The following is a 17,476-nucleotide window of genomic DNA, read 5'->3' as shown; positions in this document are numbered from 1 at the left end:
CGCTCCGGGCCGGGCGAGCTGATCAGCGCCGGGGACCGGGCGGTGGTCTTCCAGTCGATGGCAGGCTACACCCCGGAGGATCTTGCTGATCGGCGGGCCATTGTGGCCCCGCAAGCTGGTCGCGGCTCTGATCCGGATGATTGTCGGGGCCGCCATGACCGAACAGGGCGTGGGCCAGTGGTTGCGCCGGCACAGCTTCTCCCCGCAGCGCCGGCCCGGCGTTCCTACCGTCAGGACCAGGCGAAGGTGGACGCCTGGCTGCGCGAGGAGTACCCGGCCATCGCCGCCCGGGCGAAGACCGAGAACGCGGTCGTGGCCTGGGCTGACCAGTGCGGTCTGCGCTCGGACACCGCCCCGCCCGGCACCTCCTGGGCCCCGAAGGGCCAGACCCCGATCGTGCGGGTGTCCGGGCGCCGGTTCAGGGTGAACATCATGTCCGCGATCGCCTCCCGCGGCACCCTGCACTTCACCGTGTACACCCAGAAGTTCACCGCGAAGGTGTTCACCGCGTTCCTGGACCGGCTCGCCCGCCAGGCCGGCCGCAAGGTCCACGTGATCGCCGACCGGCACCCCGTCCACCGTTCCAATGCCGTCCGCACCTGGCTCGCCGCCAACACCGAACGCGTCGAGCTGCACCTGATGCCCGGCTACAGCCCGGAGCCGAATCCCGACGAGCTGCTGAACGCGGACCTCAAGCATCACGTGCACGCCGCACGCGCCCGCTCCGTGGACGACCTCGCCCACCAGACCCGCCGCTTCTCCGGTGTGAGGGCCAGGTACGGGACAGCCCTGAACGGCCCGCCGTGAGCCGCTTGGCCGGGATGCTCCCGGGGCCTGCTGTAAGCGGGAGGCGACCTTTCGTACCGGGCCGGGCGGCCGGAGCTGTTCGAGTTCGGCCTCACCGTCACCAAGACCGGACAGCACGTGTGGCTGCGCACCCCCGACGGTCCGGTGCCGGCGACGGGGCTCGTGTAGAGGTCACGTGGGTGGCGGGCCACTCGCGACCCACGGCCCGGACGGCCGTTGTACCTGCCGGAGGCCGCGGCGTGCACCGTGCCGGGGGTAGGGGAAGGACGACCCGCAGCCACTCCCTCGCCCCCGGAGTGTCCATCTGCTCTGGGAAACCGACATCACCAGCACGGACACCAGGCCGCGGGCCCGCGGTCGACGTCCAGGACACGCGAGTGATGGAGGTACAGGAATTGTCCCCGGGCGCGCCCCGCATCTCGGGGACGAAGCGTGACCGGAGACGGGAGCGGGCACGCCGGGCGCCCCCGCCCGGGAGCCCACCGGCATGTTGACACAGGTATAGGCCTGTTGGCGGCTGGTCTGCCGCTGCCGGCCCCATGCCGGAGCGGTGGGGGTCAGGGGGTGTCGCCCAACCACTCGAAGCGGGTGCGGTTGCCGGGGCGCGGTTCGTACCTCGGCGGGAACCTTGTGCTCGTGTGGGACAAATCCACCCAGCACAAGGACACCGCGATGCGGGAACTGCTGGCCATCTGCGAGAGCTGGCCGACCCTCTTCCGCCTTTCCACCTATGCACCGGACCTCAACCCGGCCGAGAGCGTATGAGCCCACCTCAAAAAGAGCCTGGGCAACCTCGCCGCCGGCACCACCGACCAGCTCGCCGCACACACCAGGACCGGCTCAAACGGATGCAGTACCACCCCCACCTCCTCGATGGCTTCATCACCGAAACCGGACTCGCACTCACCCCGCCGTAGCCATCACCTGGATGTTGTGGCCGGTGCGGCATTGCTTGCCGGAGAAGAGCTGTTCAGCGGCCTTCCAGTTCCAGCATGGGGCGAGGAACCCGTCGACCAGAACTGGGGCGCCCCTCGCCCCACACCCCAGCCCTGGACCAGATGAGAAACCGGCGGTGAGCCGTCGACTTCGACACCCCGAAGCACGGCGGCAGCGACCGCCACGCACACCCACTCACCAGCACATACACGATCACGGCGAACAGCGTCTCATCAGGATCGCCGGCACCTGGGCCGGCGTCCTGGAAGAGCTGCAGGTGGGCGTGATCGAGTGGGAGGTTTTCGTCGACTGGACCATGTGCCGGGCTCACCAGCACGCTGCCGGGCGAGGAAAAATGGGATCACGATCCGGGCCGGACGCACTCGAACTACCTGGCGGCCGAGCCGGACGACCACACGCTCGGGCGTTCCCGCGGGGGCATGAGCACCAAGCTCCATCCACCTGGCGGCGGATGCCTCCGGCCACGTCCGGGCAGTCACAGCCACCGGCGGAGCACGGGGACGCCCCGCAGTTCACCCGCCTCAGATCCGCGTCGCAGGACGGGCAGCGGACGCCCACGCACCCGGCCCTCCCGCGTGATCGCCGCCCGCGCGTGTCCCTCGCGCGCGATCCGTGCCCACCTGCGCCGCGGGCGGATCCCGGAGAAGCGCGACCAGGCCGGCCACCAGCTCCGCCGGGGCTCGGCGGGCGGCCGCCCGGCTTCGACCGCGAAGCCTACAAGCACAGGCACAAGGTTGAGTGCCGGATCGGGCTGCTCAAGCAGGCCCGGGGCGTGGCCACCAGACACGACAAACTCGCCGTCCACTACGAAACGGCCGTCCAACTCACGTTGAGACGGCAGTCGCTGTGACCACATCTCAAACACTTCCTAGCAGCCCGGCAATCAGACCTCGAGCAGCAGATTTGTTTCAAGAAGCAACCACGGCAAGTAGGCGGGGCCGAAATCCATCGCTGGCATATCCACTCGCTCCTTCCCGTCATAGCTAAAGAGGGAACATGAATAAACATTCGTTCCCTTCTTGTGCTGGTCGAACAGGGTGAGCAGCACATGCTTATCCCCGGCTCCGACTACGCCAGCCAATCCAGGATTAACCTCAGACTTTGCCTCTCCGCTGGCGAGGTCAATTTTATGGAAGTCTCCGAGGGTGCAAAAATAGGCGGTAGAGTCGTCAACACGTACTGGCCTGGGTGCGGTCGCGACGCCGCTGGCGAGATAGCGTTGGTGGGATTCGGTTGTCTTCGTGTCGATGATAGTGCACATGTTTGAGCCGTAGGCAGTGACGATGAGGTAGCGTTCGTCGGGGGTGAGGCTGATACTGGCGGGGTTGGGGATGGTGTCCCATTGGGGGCGGTCGGCGTAGTAGTGACTTTGTGGGTTGTGGGGCATGGGTTTGAGGTCTTTGGTGACGGCGGCGGCTTTGCCGTCGTTGCTTTGGATGAGGGCGAAGGCGTGGGTGCCGTCGGAGGTGATGGCGAGATCGATGATGGGCCTGTTGTGGGCTTCCAGGACTTCGTAGGGTGCGGGGTCGGACGTTGTCTTGCGGGTCTTTCCGCTGGAGTCCAGCGGAAAGGTGTAGATGAACCCGTCACTGCCGCCGGCATACAGACGCTGGTCGACGTGGGAGGGCTGCCCGAAGCCGCCGGCGAGAGCTGCGCACATCAGGTTCACCCCTTTGTTCGTCTTCAGCTGGGTCACGGTCGGGGCCTTGGGGTTGCTGACATCGATCTCGACGACACTGGCGCCGCCATTGATGTGGTAGACCAAATCCCGCGGGCCATCCGCCACGAAGGTGAACGGCCATGGCCTGTGAGCAGGGTCCATTTGTTCCTGGTTCAGGGGGGCTGTGCCGGTGGCGGTGTTTGCGCTGGTGTCGATGGTCCAGATACGAAGCGGCAAGCTGGCGCACAGGACGTACTTACTCATGACGGTTTCCTTCAGCTGATGTGAATGGGAAGGTGTCGCAGCGACCCTCTTCCACCCCGTGATCCAGCAGCCCCGTGGGTTTGCTGAATTGATGGGCGCTCAGGTGGCTCGCGGTTTCCGGGGGCCCTTTTACGGTACTGGTCTTGTGGTGGGTGAGGAGGGCGCGCGAAGGGGGCGCTCGGAGTGAAGCCGGCTGATTATGGATCCTCAGCGATGCTGCTCCAGAGTGTGGACGGCCCTCACGATTGACGTGAGTCGATTGGGGCCGGTGCGGGCTTTGCGGAAGATCCGCCCTTGCTTGAGGCGGGCGAAGGCCCGCTCGACGGGGGAGCGGAGCCGGGCGTGTGCGCGGTTGACGGCCGCTTGTCTGGCGGTGAGGGGCCGTTCGAGGGGGCGTTTTGAAGGGCACCTGGACGGTGCCGCCGGCTCCCGTGTAGGCCTTGTCGGCGAGGACCGGAATCCGCAGGCTTTCACATGCCATGACGATGTGGCGGGTGCGGGCCGCAGTAATGTCGACGGTCCTGCCGTGCAGGGTCGGCGAGTACCAGAGGAGTTCCCCCGGCTGGTCCGGTGACGGCCTGGATGTTCGCGCCGTGCCGGCGGGCCTTGCTGGAGTAGTCCGTCTCACAGTCGCCCGGTCGCACTCGGCGATGGTGCCGTCCTCGAAGCGGGTTCGGCGCCGGGCGGGTCAGGGACGGGGCCCGTGCCGCGAGGAGTTTGGTCACACTGCGTACGTAGGTGTGGGCGGTGGCCTCGCTGATGCCGAGCCCGGCGGCCGGCTTGGCCCAGCGTGGTGTGCTCACGTAGGTGGACCAGGGCCACCAATGCCCGCGCTGGTGCCGGGACTTTGCACCTGCGGGTAGCCTCACGGGTGACGACCAGCATCATCACCCACTCCACCAACCCATGCGGCCAGCGCGGCAGGATAGACAACCAACGAGGCCCGTGGCGCCGGCGCCCTGGTACGCGCGGTCGGCCAGGACCAGGGTGCCCCGGGTGAGACAGCTCTGCACGATCCCGTGGGCAAGGGTGCGGTGAGGTCGTGGGTCCGGCCCGGCATCGCGCGGGAGAACCAGAGAGGGGTGCCATCCGAACAGGCGATGACCTGCACGTTCATCCCGTGCTTCCTGAACCGTTCCGGGTTAGGTAGGGACTCGATCATTTGAGAGGACTGAGTCATGGCACGCCCTTCCGCTTACCCCCTTGAGCTGTGCAAACGAGCAGTCTGCATGGTCGCCGCAGCGCGGCCTCAGTACGACACGAGTGGTCCGCGATCAAGGCGGTCGCCGCCAAGCTGGGGATCGGGACAACCGAGACGCTGCGCAAATGGATCCGCCGGGACCAGATCGACAGCGGTGCCCGACTGGGGACGACGACGGAGGAGCCCGCGCAGGTCAAGGCGATGAAGAAGGAGATTACCGAGCTGAAGCGGGCGAACGAGATCTTGAAGGCCGTAGCGAGCTTCTTCGCGGCCGAGCTCGACCGGCCACTGACACGCTCGTAGCGTTCATCGACGAGTACCGGCACCGCTTCGGCGGTGTCGAGCCGATCTGCCGCGTGCTCACTCAGCACGGCTGCGAGATCGCCCCTGCCACCTACTACGCATCCAGGAAACGCCGGTTCGCGCCCTCGCCGCGGTCCGTGCGGGACGCGAGGAACTCAAGGAACAGATCAAGGACGTCTTAGGGCTCGCAGAGAATCAACATGTTGCTTCCCACAGGCGAGCTCGTTCACGTGGTATGCGCATACCTGACGAGACTCGAGATTAACTCGCCATCAAGTTCGGGGTGTTGTCTCCGCATCTGGACGAGCGGCAGCGGCGGCTAATGATGGGGGCCGAGGCTCGGATCCTGGGTCACGGCGGTATCCGGGCGGTCGCGCGGGCGGCCAAGGTCAGCGAGGCGACGGTCCGGAAGGGAGTGGACGAGTTGGAGGCCGGCGAGGCGCCTTTGGGACGGGTACGTAGGCCCCATGGTGGTCGGAAAAGGGCCGTGGACCTTGATCCGGGTCTGCGGCCCGCGCTGCTGGCACTGGTGGAACCTGACGAGCGGGGCGATCCGGTATCGCCATTGCGCTGGACGGTGAAGTCGACCAGGAACCTCGCGGCCGCGCTCACCCATCAGGGGCACAGGGTGAGCGCGGACACGGTCGGAGACCTGCTGCGTGAGGAGGGCTTCAGCCTGCAGGCCGGCGCCAAGACCATCGAGGGGAAGCAGCATCCGGACCGTGACGCCCAGTTCCGCTACATCAACGAGCGGGCGAGAGAGCACATGGTCGGCGGGCAGCCGGTGATCAGTGTGGACACGAAGAAGAAGGAACTCGTCGGCGACTACAAGAACGCAGGACACCAGTGGCGGCCGGCCCGTGAGCCGGTACGGGTCAAGACGCACGATTTCCTCGACCGGCAGGGACCGGGCAAGGCGATCCCGTACGGGATCTATGACATCGCCGCGAATACCGGCTGGGTTGGCGTCGGCACTGATCACGACACCGCCGCGTTCGCCGTCGCCTCCATTCGCCGTTGGTGGCAGGCCCGAGGTCGGCACGACTATCCGGCCGCCACCAGTCTGCTGATCACTGCGGACGCAGGCGGGTCCAACGGCTACCGCACGCGTGCCTGGAAGACTGAACTCGCGGCCCTGGCCGTCGAGACGGGCTTGGACATCACGGTCTGCCACATGCCGCCGGGCACCTCGAAGTGGAACAAGATCGAGCACCGGCTGTTCTCCCACATCTCCATGAACTGGCGCGGTCGCCCGCTGACCAGCCACGACGTCATCGTGAACAGCATCGCAGCGACCACCACCCGCACCGGGCTGAAAGTCCACGCCGAACTCGACCCAGGCACCTACGACACCGGCATCAAGGTCACCGACAACGACATCGACGCCCTGCCCATGCACCGGCACCGCTTCCACGGCGACTGGAACTACACTCTCCACCCTCAACCTCGCGACACCACCAGCGCAGCCAAAAACCTACGGTCAGCCGGCGGCCCCTCCCCGCAGCCCTGCCCTGGGTGTCTGCGCAACCCGGAGCTGACCGGCATGCCCGAACCGGCGCTGGACGAACTCGTCGGCCAACTGGGCCAGAAACTGGATGAGTTACGTGAGTAAGGACGACTCCAGCAGCGGGGCGGGGAGCGTATCCGTGCTCGTGGCGCAGGGGCCAAGGACAAGCTGACCACCGCCGACAGAGTCCTGGCCACCGTCCTCTACCTGCGCAAACTCGGCACCCGAGACCTGCTCGCCCAGCTTTTCGGAGTCAACGGCAGCACCCTCACCAGGTCCGTTCGCCAAATCCAGCCTCTCCTGGCCGAGCACGGCTACACCATGCCACCCTCGACAGCCAGGTTCCGCACGCCTGCTGACGTCACCGCGTTCCTCGCGAACAGCAGCCTCGCCGAGATCAAATCAACATGTTGATTCTCTGCGAGCCCTTAGGGACTGTGTGAGGTTGTGATCAGCCGGGTGTCTTTGGGAGGTCGTTGATCCAGATCATCGAGGCGCGGAGGTGGAGGCCTGCGAGGTAGCTTTCGGGTGTCTTGTCGTAGCGGGTCGCGATGCCCCGCCAGGCCTTCAGCTTGTTGATCAGGCGCTTGACGGTGTTCCGCTCCTTGTAGAGGCCGGCGTCGTGGCTGACGGTCCGGCCGCCCCGGCTGCCCTTCTTCCAGCGGTTGGCGGCCTGGTCCCTCTTCTCCGGGATGACAGCCTTGATCTGGCGTTTCCGCAGGTAGGCGCGGTTGGCCCGGGAGGAATAGGCCTTGTCCGCAGCGACGGCGCCGGGCCGGGTGCGGGGACGCCCGACGGGCAGGCGGACACGCACCTTCTTAACCACGGGGACGAACTGCGGGCTGTCGGCGGCCTGTCCGACGGTCAGGACGAGCGACAGGGGCCGGCACCTGCGGTCCCCGGCGAGATGGACTGTGCTGGTCAGCCCGCCCCTGGACCTGCCCAGCAGGGCTTGGTTCAGACGAAGTCTGCGGCGTCGCCGGATGCGTCGCCGTTCGTCTCGCCCGGGGCTGTCCTCGTCGTCCTGCCCGTTGTGTCCCTGCGGGCCGCCCCCTTCTGCCGGCCACGCTCCTGCCCGGCAGCGGCTTTCTCCAGAGCCTCCATGACCTCCTCGTCGATGCGCATCCCGGCTGCGTCGTGGTGGGCGCGGACGGTCGTGGAGTCCACGCTGACCAGGGACAAGTCCGTCTCACCCCGGCGGGCGGTCTCGGCAATCAGGCCCTCCAGCAACGTGCTGAAGACGCCCGCGTCCCTCCACACCCGGAAACGGCCGTAGACCGTCGGCCACGGGCCAAACTCACCAGGCATCTCCCGCCACTGGGCGCTGGACCGGAACCGCCAGATCACCCCCTCGAACTGATCCCGCAGCCGCTGGGGGTACGGACCGTACTCACCTATCGGCAGGTACGGCTCGATGAACGCCCACTGATCATCCGTGAGTTGCCTACGCGTCACACCCAACGTCCTACCGGATTCCGCCCCCAGACCAGAACGGAATCCGAAAGTGATCACAACCCCACACAGCCCCTAGTGGACCGGCGGCCTCGTTGATCACTTGATTCATGATCTGCCGCACTCTGTTCTGGCCCTGGAGACGTGCATGTGTGAATCCCCCCTTTTCGTGATCAAGGGGGTTCTGCCTGATCAGCCCGTGGGGGCAAGCCTGTTCTGTCCGCCGACACCTCTGTTCAGCGAAGCCGGAGGCAGAGGTGGGCGGTGGCGTGCACGGCAGCCGACCCGTGTCTCTTCCGCAGGGGCGGTCGGATTTTTCGTTCGGCAGTTCTTCGTTGGCGTGTGGCTGTGGACTCGAGTTGGGGTGTTGGGCTGGGGTGGTCGGTTCAGGCCTGTTCGGTTCATTTTCGGGGTGGGGCTTGCTGTGGGGCGGAGACTGGGGTGGAGCCGAGGCCGTGGGCCGGCCGTATGAGCCGTGTACCTAGTCGTGCCCCTGGACCCCGGGCCGGCGGTCTCGTAGGGCTCGGCTGTCCTTGCGCGCGAGGATGGCCTGGTGGGGCGTGTGGTGCCCCTGCGGGGACGCCCGGTGCGGGCACCACACTTTCCGTCTCGCTGAAATGATCAGTTACACGGAGTCACTGACACCCCCAGGGGTTCTGGGGGTGCTGGTCTTGTGGTAGCGGGGGCTCTGACTGTGCCATTCGCGGTTTCCGGCCACCCAGGTCTGCAGTCCTGTGAGATAGCGGTGCAAGGCGGGTGATTGGATGTCGGCGAGTTCGAGGCACTGGGTCTCGAAGTCTCTCATCAGCGTGTTGTGCACGTCGACCGTTCTGTCGATCGCCTCCGCAAGGGAGCAGTGCTGGCTGGCGGCGATCACCGTGGGGCAATTGAGTTCGCCCGCGTCGGCAGCTTGGTCCTTGGCCACTGAGTAGAGGTCGTTGACCATGTTGGCGGAGGTGGCAGCCAGCAGGGTCGCGCGCCGGACGCGGGGCTCGAAGTAGAGGTCGGCGGGGACCTCGTAGCCGCCCACTACGTCGATGAGTGTGGTGGCGGGGTGGAAATTGTTGAGGGAGCGTGATGTCAGGTACATCCACAGGGCTGGTGTATGGCCGGTGTGGTGCCACGCCGCCTGGGTCGCGCAGGCGATCAGCAGCTCGAGGTATTCATGGCGGATCCGGGCGATCTGGGAGGGGGTGGCGTGGAGGGCCAGGTGCGCGAGGCTAGAGGTGACGGTCACCAGCATGGGGTCGGCGGCCAGGGCATGGGCCAGATCCGGTGCCTGCTCGGCGGGCAGGGGCGGGTGGTCCAGTGCGGGCAGGACGAGGGCGTACCTGGCCGCGAGCGCGGCGGGGTCGGCTCCCAGGCAGGGGTCGTCGGTGCAGTAGTCGTCGATGGTGAAGACGGCGACCAGCCAGCGCGCCGCGAGCAGCAAGCTCTCGGGGTTGTCGGTGTCGGGATGGAGTAGCATCGCGTACCGGCCGAAGTCGGCTGCGCGCAGGGTGGCCACCGCGCCGGGTGGGAGGCCGGTACGTTCGGCCCAGTCCATGAGCCGGTTGTTGACCGCTCGCCCCAGAACCTCGTCGACCCGGGCGGGCGGTGGACAGCACAGGGTGGGAAACGATCGGTCGATACCGGGCACCGCGTGGGTGATAGGCATGGTCATCTCTCCTTGGGCGAGGACATACGTCGGTGCACGGATTCTTCCCGGATCAGGTCCGGTCTGAAGCGATCGGCAGACACTGGCGTCTGCCGTCCAGGTAGGCGGACAGGGAGCCATCCTCGATTCCGGTGGCCAGGTGCGGGCCCTGCTGGCGAAGGCGCCAGCTGTCGTCGTTGTTTGAATCGTGACCCACTGTCGACGGACGAAAAGTGACTCCCAGACTTCGATTGGCCCTGTCCAGCAGGGGCCGTGTCACTGTCCGGGGGCGTCAGCGGGACGCCCCCGGGGGCTGGTCAGTCCCTTGCCTCGCGGAGCTTGGTGGCCGCCTTGTTCAGCGCGTCTGCATGCCCGCGCAGCTCGGTTGCCTTGGCGTCCATGGCGTCAGCCCGGGCCCTGGGGTCCTCGATTTGGGCGAAGGGTTCGGTGACCTTGGTGCCGTCGAGGAAGGCGACAGGGTCTGAAACCTGGCCGAAGGGGCCAGGTGTAATTGGCATAGCTGATCCTTTCTTGGGCTTGTGGTGGAGTGACTTCCCCTGTTTGGCCTGTGAGATAACAAGGGGGTTAGTCGTTGTTGCTGGTCTCGGCGGGTGGGACGCGTCCGAGGTCGCGTCCGCGCATGCGGAAGCTGTCGCCGCGGAGGCTGATGACCTCCGCGTGGTGGACCAGGCGGTCGATCATGGCGGCGGCGACGGTGTCGTCGCCGAAGACCTCGCCCCAGCGTCCGAAGGGCTTGTTGCTGGTCACGATCACGGACGCGCGTTCGTAGCGTCCGGAGATGAACTGGAAGAAGAGGTTGGCCGCTTCCGGTTCCAAGGGGATGTATCCGACTTCGTCGACCACGATCACCGGATAGCGCCCGAGGCGGGTGAGCTCGTCGGAGAGCTTGCCCGCGTTGTGGGCGTACAGGAGGTGGGCGACCCACTGGGCCGCGGTGGCGAAGGCGACGCGGTGGCCGGCCTGGCAGGCCCGGATCGCGAGGCCGGTGGCGAGGTGGGTCTTGCCGGTGCCGGGCGGCCCGAGGAAGATCACGTTCTCCTTGCCCGCGACGAAGTCGAGGGTTCCCAGGTGAGCAATCGTTTCTCGCTTCAGGGACCGCTGGTGGTCGAAGTCGAAATGCTCCAAAGACTTGCGGGAGGGGAAGCGGGCCGCGCGGATGCGGCCTTTGGCGCCGTGGGCGTCACGGGCGGCGACCTCGCGCTGGAGGCAGGCGGCGAGGTATTCCTCGTGGCTCCACTCCTCGGCCCGGGCTCGCTCGGCGAGCCGGCCGGCCGCCTCCCGCAGGGAGGGGGCCTTCAGCGCCCGGGTGAGGAAGGTGAGCTCAGAGGTGACGTCCCGGCCGGTGCCGGCGGACTTCTTGCTGGCTGTGGTCATGCGACTCCTGGTCCGAGGCCGCCGTCGATGACGCCGAAGATCCGGTCGTAGGTGTCCAGGGACCGCATCTCGACCTCGAGCTTCTCGGCGGGCTCGGGCTTGTTGATGGTGGTGCGGGCAGCGACGGCTGCGGCCGCGTGAGTGGGATCGGTGAGGGTCTGGTGCTTGGCCCAGCAGCGGGTGTCACGGGCGACTTCGGTGCCGTCGCAGGTGACCAGGACCTGGTCGAGGTCGGCAGTCACTTCCACCCGGCGGCCGATGGCCAGGGGGTGGACGGAGTAGTCGCAGGTGTCGAGGCGGACGTAGTGGTCGCGCGGCAGCCGCAGGCCGGATTTCCACCAGCCTGGCGGGGAGATCGGCGGGATGCCGAGCATCCGGGACTTGTCGGCGTCGAGCCGTTCCGCGGGCCTGGCCTGCAAGGTCCGGTGGAGGCGCCGGTTGGCCTTGGTGAGCCAGTCGGCGAGCTGGACGTTGAAGTCCGCCGGCGAGGTGAAGACCCGGCCGGGCAGGAACGAGGTCTCCAGGTACCCGTTCGCCCTTTCAACCAGTCCCTTGGCCTCGGGGTCACGGGGCTTGCACAAAATAATCCTGATTCCGAGCAGGCCGGCGAACGCGGCGAAGTCGTCCGTCAGCTGCGGGCCGCCCGACCGCCAGGAGCCGACGGCGCCCTCGTTGTCCCAGACCAGGGCCTTCGGCACGGCTCCGAGGCCGGTCAGCAGCCGCCAGTGCCCGGCGATCAGATCGGCCGCGTTGCGCGACGGCAGCATCCGCGCGCTGATCCAGCGCGAGTAGCCGCAGACCATCACCAGGACAGGCGGGGAGCCGGTCTGGCCGAACCCGAGCGGGATCTCCGCGGGCGGGAACCACAGGTCGCACTGGGCGAGTTCGCCCGGCTCATAGACCGTCCGCGAGGCCGGGTCCACCGGCTGGAAGGCCGGCCTCAGCTCGCGGACGCGGTCCTTGAGTACCGTCAGGCTCCGGCTCCAGCCGATCCGCTCGGCGATCACGGTCGCCGGCATGTCCGGCCACTGCTCGAGCAGCTCGCGGATCTGCGGCTCGACCGCGTCCACGATCGAGCCCTTCGCCGCCCGCTGGTACTTCGGCGGCGCGTCGCTGGTCACCGCCCGCCGCACGGTGTTCCTGGAGATCCCCAGCTTCCTCGCGATCGCCCTGACCGGCATCTTCTCGGCCCGGTGCAACCGCCGGATCTCTGCCCAGTCCTCCACGCTGATCACCCACCCTCCCGGTCTGACCCAACGAGCCAGACCACCAGAGGGGGTCAACTTTCAAACGTCGATCCTGGTCCACTTTTCAGACGACGCCCACAACCAGTACGGGTGGGTGTCGTGGGTCAAGTCGATCACCGTGGTGACGGTGGGCCGGTGGCGCGCCAGAGACCGGAAGAACGCGGCACGGTCGTGGATGTCGCACGCGTAGCGCCAGCTGCTCCGCGACACCGAGCGGCTCACCATTGCGCGGACGTCGTTTGTCACACGGGTGACCGCCACCTTCCGGCCACGGCGCTTGATATCGGGCGTATTCGGCGAACAGGTCATGGAACCTCTTTCATCCCCTGTCCGAGGGGTGAATGTGCAGGTCAGCGAGGGTGTGTGGCATGGCGAAGCCCCCGTCGTGGGTGTGGTGATTCCACTCATCACACCGATGCCGGGGGCTTCGTTGGTTCCGTGTCCTGCCATGCTCGATGTCCCGCACGAGCTCATCGAGCATGTCGCATGGCTGCTGCATGCCCGCAGAACCGAGATCGACTCTCCCTGGTGCAGGCTGGGTTGTTTCAAGCAAGCCCTCCTCGCGCTCGCTCATCTATGGAAGAACGAGACGTTCGCCCAGCTCGGGGCAGGTTTCGGTGTGTCCGAAGCCACCGCGTGGAGGTACGTCGACGAAACCCTCGAGGTCCTGGCCGCCTGGGCGCCCGGTCTCCGGGAGGCGCCCGTGGGCCTGGGTGAAGGCGACTTCGTCATCGTTGACGGCACTCTGATCCCCGCCGACCGCATCAAGGCGGATCAGCCCTACTACTCACAGAAGCACAAGAAGCACGGCATGAACGTGCAGGTCATCACCCGTCCTGACGGGACGCCGCTGTGGTTCTGCCGCGCGCTGCCCGGCCGGACCCATGGCCTGACCGCGGCCAGAGCCCACGGCATCGTCCAGGCCTGCCTCACCCGGCAGATCCTCATCCTGGCCGACCGCGCCTACCAAGGAGCCGGCGCCACCGTCCGCACCCCCTACCACCACCGCATCCAACCGCCGCACTACCAGCGATTCAACCGTGTACATGCCCGGCTTCGCACTCCGGGAGAACGCGCCTTCGCCCGCCTCAAGTCCTGCCGCGTCCTTCGCCGGACCAGATGCCCCACCAACCGCGTCGGACGGATCGTCACGGCCGTCCACACCCTCCTCACCTGCAGCTATCCAGAATGAAAGAGGTTCAGTAATGATCCCCTCAAGCGGAACTCTCTATCCTTTAATTTTGCAGGAGGGTCCGCTGAACAGTGCTGTCAGGCGGCCGACAGTCGATGCAGCCCAGCTCGGTCGTAGGCACTGCGGACTCCGGCCGATGGCGTGGGGACCCTCGGGACCGCGCGGTCCTGTGTGCGCCAGCCTGTGGTGGAGAGGGCTGGTGTCCGAGTGATCTGGTTCCAGGTGGTGGAGCGTCCGGGCATCTCGGTGTGGTGCTCGGCGGTGGTCAGATAGGGGCAGCGGAGTGGATGTGGGGGTGAGATGCAGGAAAGGGCGGCCGGGAATCTTTTGGGCTCCGCCAGCGGAACGGAAGTGCTGGTGCGAGCGGGGGCGGAAGGCCGGGATGCCTGGCACCGTTCAGCTGGAGTCAGGTGTTGGGGTGTTGTAGCGGGGAACGGTGGCGTGCCAGAGTCGGGAGCCGGCCATCCAGTGCCATAGGCCGGTGAGGTAGCGGCGTAGTTCTGGTTCTGCGACGGGCCACAGTTGGGTGGCATGTTTTTCGAAGTTGTGGACGTAGGAATTCGTGATCCGGGCGGCTTGGTGGAATGCTTCATGAATGCTGCAGTGCTGCTGTGCGGCGATGACGGTAGGGAGGTTGAATTGTGTTTCGATGGTTGCGGTTTCCTTGTGGAAGGAGTATAGGTCGTTGGTGAATGTTGCGGCGTTGCAGGCCAGGGCGGTGGCTTTCTGTACCTGGGGGTGTGCGTATACGATATCGGGAAGTTCGTATCCGCCGATGATGTCGGTGATGGTCAGGCATGGGCGGAAGTTGTTGAGCTGGCGGTTGGTGATGTATTCCCACAGGGTTGGCATCCGGCCGGTCATGCGCCATCCCGTCTCGGCGTGACAGCCAAGGTAAAGGTTTGCGATCTCATGCCGAAAGCGGTGGATTTGAGATGGTGTGGCCTTGCTTGCGAGGTGTTCTGTCGCATGGTGCATTGCCCGCAGAACGGGGTCGGCGCCGCGGTGCCGGTTCCAATGGGAGGTTTCTTCGGCGGGGAGGTACGGAGGGTCGATTGCGGACTGGGCCAGTGACAGGCGTGGGCCGAGGAGCGTGGGTCTCGCGCCTGAGGCTGCTTCGTCACAGTACAAGTCGTCGATGGCATACTCGGCGGCGATGCACCGTGCCGCGATCATGAGGTTGTCGAGGTCCTCGGTGTCTGGGTGGCAGAGCATGGTCCCGTAGCCGAATCGGGCGGCCATCAGGTGATCTGCCTGGCTGGGTGTGAACCCCGTGTCTGCCAGCCACCCGCGTAGCTGCCGGTCAATCTCTGCCGCGAAGACCCCATTGTCCCGAGGCGGGGTGGGGCAGTAGATTCTCGTCTTTCCTCTGCAAGGTGATGGGCCGGCAGCTTCGTCCCGCTCGACCAGAGGGCATCTGATGTCGTGCTGTTGGGCCGGGGTAAGCGGGGGGACGCTGGCATTTTGCACTTGTGGGCCTTCCTGGGTTCGGGTCGCCACAGTTCATCCAAGGGGCAGCATAGACTGCGAAAAAGGGGCGACAATCTGTTGTTGTTGTTTTTCTGCAAGGTGCGGGTGAGTGTCATGAAGGCTTGCGACCCCATGTTGTGATCATCGGGAATCCGAATGCGAGGAATTCTGGGGTGCTCAAGTGGTCCAGGAGGCGGGCGAGTGCTTCGTCTGGCATGCGTCCGGTGGCGACCATTTTCTGGCGCAGCTCTATCATGGTCCGTCTGATGATCTCGGCTGTGGCATTTCTGTTCCTGGCAACGGGGAGATAGGCGTGCAGGTTGAGGTCTGTCAGCCCGAGTCGGGCGAGCTGCTCCGGGAATCGGCGCGCCCATTGTCTGCTGGTGCCAATGGTCTTCTCCAGGGTCTCCCACATTGCGGTCATGGCTGTTCCGTAATCCGTGATGCCGGAGTTGGCTGCGAAGTCCGTTGAGTCGCTGATGACGAGCCATCCGCCTGGTGTGAGCCAGTCGTACATCCGGGCCAGTACCTCGTCTCGTTCGCGCAGGTGGAGGAGCGTGAACCGTGAGTAGGCAAGGTCGAATGAGGCGGGTGCCACGACGTCTGCGGTCAGGGACTGGGTGAGGTCGGCGCAGACCGTGCGGATGTTGGGCTCGGTGAGCCGGGCCAGCGCGGCTGTATCGAGATCGACTGCGGTCACCTCTGCCGGGGCGGCCTTTCGAGCGATCCATCTGGTCATGTGTCCGGGGCCGGCGCCTGCTTCGATGCAGCGCCATCCGGGCTTGAGGCCGATGGATTGCAAGATATCGTGACTGACGGGGTCGTATGCGTCCGCGAGGGCATCGAGCCTGTCAGGTTCCGCGGGACCGTCGGACCGGAATGCCGCTTCGCCGTACCGTCCCTCCTCTCGGGTTTCCCTCTTGGCCCCGTTGGTTCCCACTGGTGCGGCCGGTGAGGCTGGTTCAGGAGGGGGCATGGGCGGCACCTCCGGTTTCTGTGGGTGTGGAATGATTACGTATGCTCACGGATCAGTTCGTGAATCTCTTGTGCTGGGTGATGTCATTTCTCGGGCCCTGAAAGAATGCTGGCATTGCCTCAGGTCAGCATATTGCCGCACTCATGCCACGCCGAGTCGTTGACTTGCCGGATCGGAGGATGGATGAGTTTCGGGGCTGTATCAGCGCGTTTCCGCAAGAGTGGTAAGTGCCATCGGATTGGCATGGTGTGGACTTTGAAGTTTACGGGGCGGTGTGCCTGGATGCCCAGCCGCCGCCGACCCCCGATCGGGGGCCATGACGGGCTGATGCTGGAATACTGCAGTGCTCATCGAAGCGGTGCGTGCTGTCGTGTTGGGTTCAGCGTGAGACCCACCGCGAATGGAGGGGCGGGTGCCGGTGGTATGGGGATGTGCGGGGTCTATTCGATGTCAGATCCGGTCGGCGGCGATCAGCATGTACTGGAAGCTGCCGTCGTGGTAGGCGGACAGGAAGTCGCCCTCGATCCCGGTCGCCAGGTGAGGGCTCTGTCTGCGGAGGCTCCAGTACGGGATGGTGGCGTGGGTCAGGTCGATGACGGTGGCGACGGCTAGCCGGTTGCGTGCGAGGGCCTTGAAGAACTCGGCGCGCCTGTGGATGTCGCATTCGTAGTGCCAGTTGATGCGCGATACCGAGCGGCTGGCCATACCGTGGACGTCGTTGATGAGACCGGTGATCGCCACGTACCGGCCACCGGGTCTGAGTAGCCGGGTGTGCTCGGCGAACAGGTCGTCCAGGTTGACGTACATGTCGCTCTCGTTGTTCCACGATGCGCTGTAGGCACCGGTATCGAGACGCGTATCGAGCATGTTGGCCACACGGAAGGTCACCTTGTCGGCAGCCCCGCGTGACTCGGCGTACTGGGTGGCGCGTTTCTTTTGCGCCTGGGAGAGGGTGACGCCGTCGACGTGGCAGCCGAAGCGGTCGAAAGCGATGAGGGATCCCCCGCCGTGTCCGCACCCGGCGTCGAAGAGCCGGTCGCTGGGATTGACCGGACCCAGGTGCTTGGCGAGCAGCTCGGCCTGGGCTTGTTCCAAGCGGTGCAGCTCGGCGTTGATCTTTTCCTCACGTACATCTTCGGGCTCTTCGAGAACAGCGAAGTGGGCTGAGCCGATGCCGTAGTGGTGATGGTGCAAGCCATCGATCTCGCCCAGTTTGACGTTGATGTCGTTGTTTTCGTGGTCCCAGTAGCGGGCGATCGACTTCTGGTAGGCCGATTGTGCGGGCATGGCGGGGTGGGGGGCGCTGGTCATGGCGAGAGCTCCTTGCCAGTCGAGATCACATGGGATGAAGTCGGTTTCCCGGCGTGGGATCACCTGCCACGCAAGGGCGTGCTCGTTCACGAGCCTCC

The 17,476-nt window shown here is 66.0% G+C and carries 13 protein-coding genes and 6 pseudogenes; 6 read left to right on the top strand and 13 right to left on the bottom strand.

The annotated features are described in order from the left end of the window. Nucleotides 1–82 precede the first annotated feature (82 nt). The 3 genes and pseudogenes from JO379_RS34030 to JO379_RS33010 form a co-directional block, all read left to right on the top strand. Nucleotides 83–199, top strand: a pseudogene (locus tag JO379_RS34030) (helix-turn-helix domain-containing protein); the annotation flags it as partial. After that, on the top strand, nt 178–807 hold the full coding sequence (locus JO379_RS01250) for an IS630 family transposase (protein WP_209513359.1): 630 nt from the start codon (nt 178–180) through the stop codon (nt 805–807). The pseudogene JO379_RS34030 and the gene JO379_RS01250, both read left to right, overlap by 22 nt. A gap of 636 nt (nt 808–1,443) precedes the next feature. Continuing rightward, nucleotides 1,444–1,572, top strand: coding sequence for a transposase (locus JO379_RS33010; RefSeq protein WP_245381327.1), 129 nt, complete (start codon nt 1,444–1,446; stop codon nt 1,570–1,572). A gap of 268 nt (nt 1,573–1,840) precedes the next feature. Here the strand turns inward: JO379_RS33010 and JO379_RS01245 are convergent. From JO379_RS01245 to JO379_RS01225, 4 genes and pseudogenes are all read right to left on the bottom strand, one after another. Next, nucleotides 1,841–1,999: pseudogene (locus JO379_RS01245) on the bottom strand (transposase); the annotation flags it as partial. Nucleotides 2,000–2,647: 648 nt separating this feature from the next. Continuing rightward, nucleotides 2,648–3,688: a hypothetical protein gene (locus tag JO379_RS01235; RefSeq protein WP_209513357.1), complete on the bottom strand. Its 1,041-nt coding sequence runs from the start codon at nt 3,686–3,688 to the stop codon at nt 2,648–2,650. A gap of 207 nt (nt 3,689–3,895) precedes the next feature. Further along, nucleotides 3,896–4,576 (bottom strand): annotated as a pseudogene (locus JO379_RS01230) (transposase family protein). 56 nt (nt 4,577–4,632) lie between these two features. Then, nucleotides 4,633–4,826 (bottom strand): annotated as a pseudogene (locus JO379_RS01225) (transposase family protein); the annotation flags it as partial. Between the two features lie 72 nt (nt 4,827–4,898). Here JO379_RS01225 and JO379_RS01220 point away from each other — a divergent pair. Beyond that, nucleotides 4,899–5,192: a hypothetical protein gene (locus tag JO379_RS01220; protein WP_209513356.1), complete on the top strand. Its 294-nt coding sequence runs from the start codon at nt 4,899–4,901 to the stop codon at nt 5,190–5,192. Nucleotides 5,193–5,514: 322 nt separating this feature from the next. Further along, a pseudogene (locus JO379_RS01215) lies at nt 5,515–7,113 on the top strand (ISAzo13 family transposase). 37 nt (nt 7,114–7,150) lie between these two features. On the opposite strand, the pseudogene JO379_RS01210 reads toward JO379_RS01215, so the two are convergent. The 6 genes and pseudogenes from JO379_RS01210 to JO379_RS01185 all read right to left on the bottom strand — a co-directional run bounded on the left by JO379_RS01210 (nt 7,151) and on the right by JO379_RS01185 (nt 12,738). After that, a pseudogene (locus JO379_RS01210) lies at nt 7,151–8,154 on the bottom strand (IS5 family transposase). 622 nt (nt 8,155–8,776) lie between these two features. Continuing rightward, nucleotides 8,777–9,808: a terpene synthase family protein gene (locus JO379_RS01205; RefSeq protein WP_209513355.1), complete on the bottom strand. Its 1,032-nt coding sequence runs from the start codon at nt 9,806–9,808 to the stop codon at nt 8,777–8,779. 296 nt (nt 9,809–10,104) lie between these two features. Next, complete coding sequence (locus JO379_RS01200; RefSeq protein WP_209513354.1) at nt 10,105–10,305, bottom strand: hypothetical protein; 201 nt, start codon at nt 10,303–10,305, stop codon at nt 10,105–10,107. Nucleotides 10,306–10,372: 67 nt separating this feature from the next. Then, nucleotides 10,373–11,182 carry an IS21-like element helper ATPase IstB gene (istB, locus tag JO379_RS01195; RefSeq protein WP_209513353.1) on the bottom strand — a complete coding sequence of 270 codons (810 nt, stop codon included), beginning with the start codon at nt 11,180–11,182 and terminating at the stop codon, nt 10,373–10,375. Next, complete coding sequence (istA, locus tag JO379_RS01190; protein ID WP_209513352.1) at nt 11,179–12,417, bottom strand: IS21 family transposase; 1,239 nt, start codon at nt 12,415–12,417, stop codon at nt 11,179–11,181. The genes istB and istA overlap by 4 nt, the downstream gene beginning before the upstream one ends. A 51-nt stretch (nt 12,418–12,468) precedes the next feature. After that, complete coding sequence (locus tag JO379_RS01185) at nt 12,469–12,738, bottom strand: hypothetical protein (protein WP_209513351.1); 270 nt, start codon at nt 12,736–12,738, stop codon at nt 12,469–12,471. A gap of 82 nt (nt 12,739–12,820) precedes the next feature. Here JO379_RS01185 and JO379_RS01180 point away from each other — a divergent pair, with 82 nt between their 5' ends. Further along, nucleotides 12,821–13,621 carry a transposase family protein gene (locus tag JO379_RS01180; protein ID WP_209518411.1) on the top strand — a complete coding sequence of 267 codons (801 nt, stop codon included), beginning with the start codon at nt 12,821–12,823 and terminating at the stop codon, nt 13,619–13,621. A 396-nt stretch (nt 13,622–14,017) separates the two neighbouring features. Here the strand turns inward: JO379_RS01180 and JO379_RS01175 are convergent, their stop codons facing one another. The 3 genes from JO379_RS01175 to JO379_RS01165 all read right to left on the bottom strand — a co-directional run bounded on the left by JO379_RS01175 (nt 14,018) and on the right by JO379_RS01165 (nt 17,378). Further along, the gene (locus JO379_RS01175) at nt 14,018–15,091 is read right to left on the bottom strand and encodes a family 2 encapsulin nanocompartment cargo protein terpene cyclase (RefSeq protein WP_307841843.1); all 1,074 of its coding nucleotides are present in this window, start codon (nt 15,089–15,091) and stop codon (nt 14,018–14,020) included. A 112-nt stretch (nt 15,092–15,203) separates the two neighbouring features. Beyond that, complete coding sequence (locus JO379_RS01170) at nt 15,204–15,893, bottom strand: class I SAM-dependent methyltransferase (RefSeq protein ID WP_209513349.1); 690 nt, start codon at nt 15,891–15,893, stop codon at nt 15,204–15,206. A gap of 624 nt (nt 15,894–16,517) precedes the next feature. Next, nucleotides 16,518–17,378, bottom strand: a complete 861-nt coding sequence (locus tag JO379_RS01165; protein WP_209518409.1) for a geranyl diphosphate 2-C-methyltransferase — start codon at nt 17,376–17,378, stop codon at nt 16,518–16,520. Nucleotides 17,379–17,476: the final 98 nt, after the last annotated feature.

Origin of the sequence: Streptomyces syringium (assembly GCF_017876625.1) — a bacterium.
Taxonomy (GTDB): domain Bacteria; phylum Actinomycetota; class Actinomycetes; order Streptomycetales; family Streptomycetaceae; genus Streptomyces; species Streptomyces syringius.
This window is presented reverse-complemented; position numbering and strand designations above follow the sequence as displayed.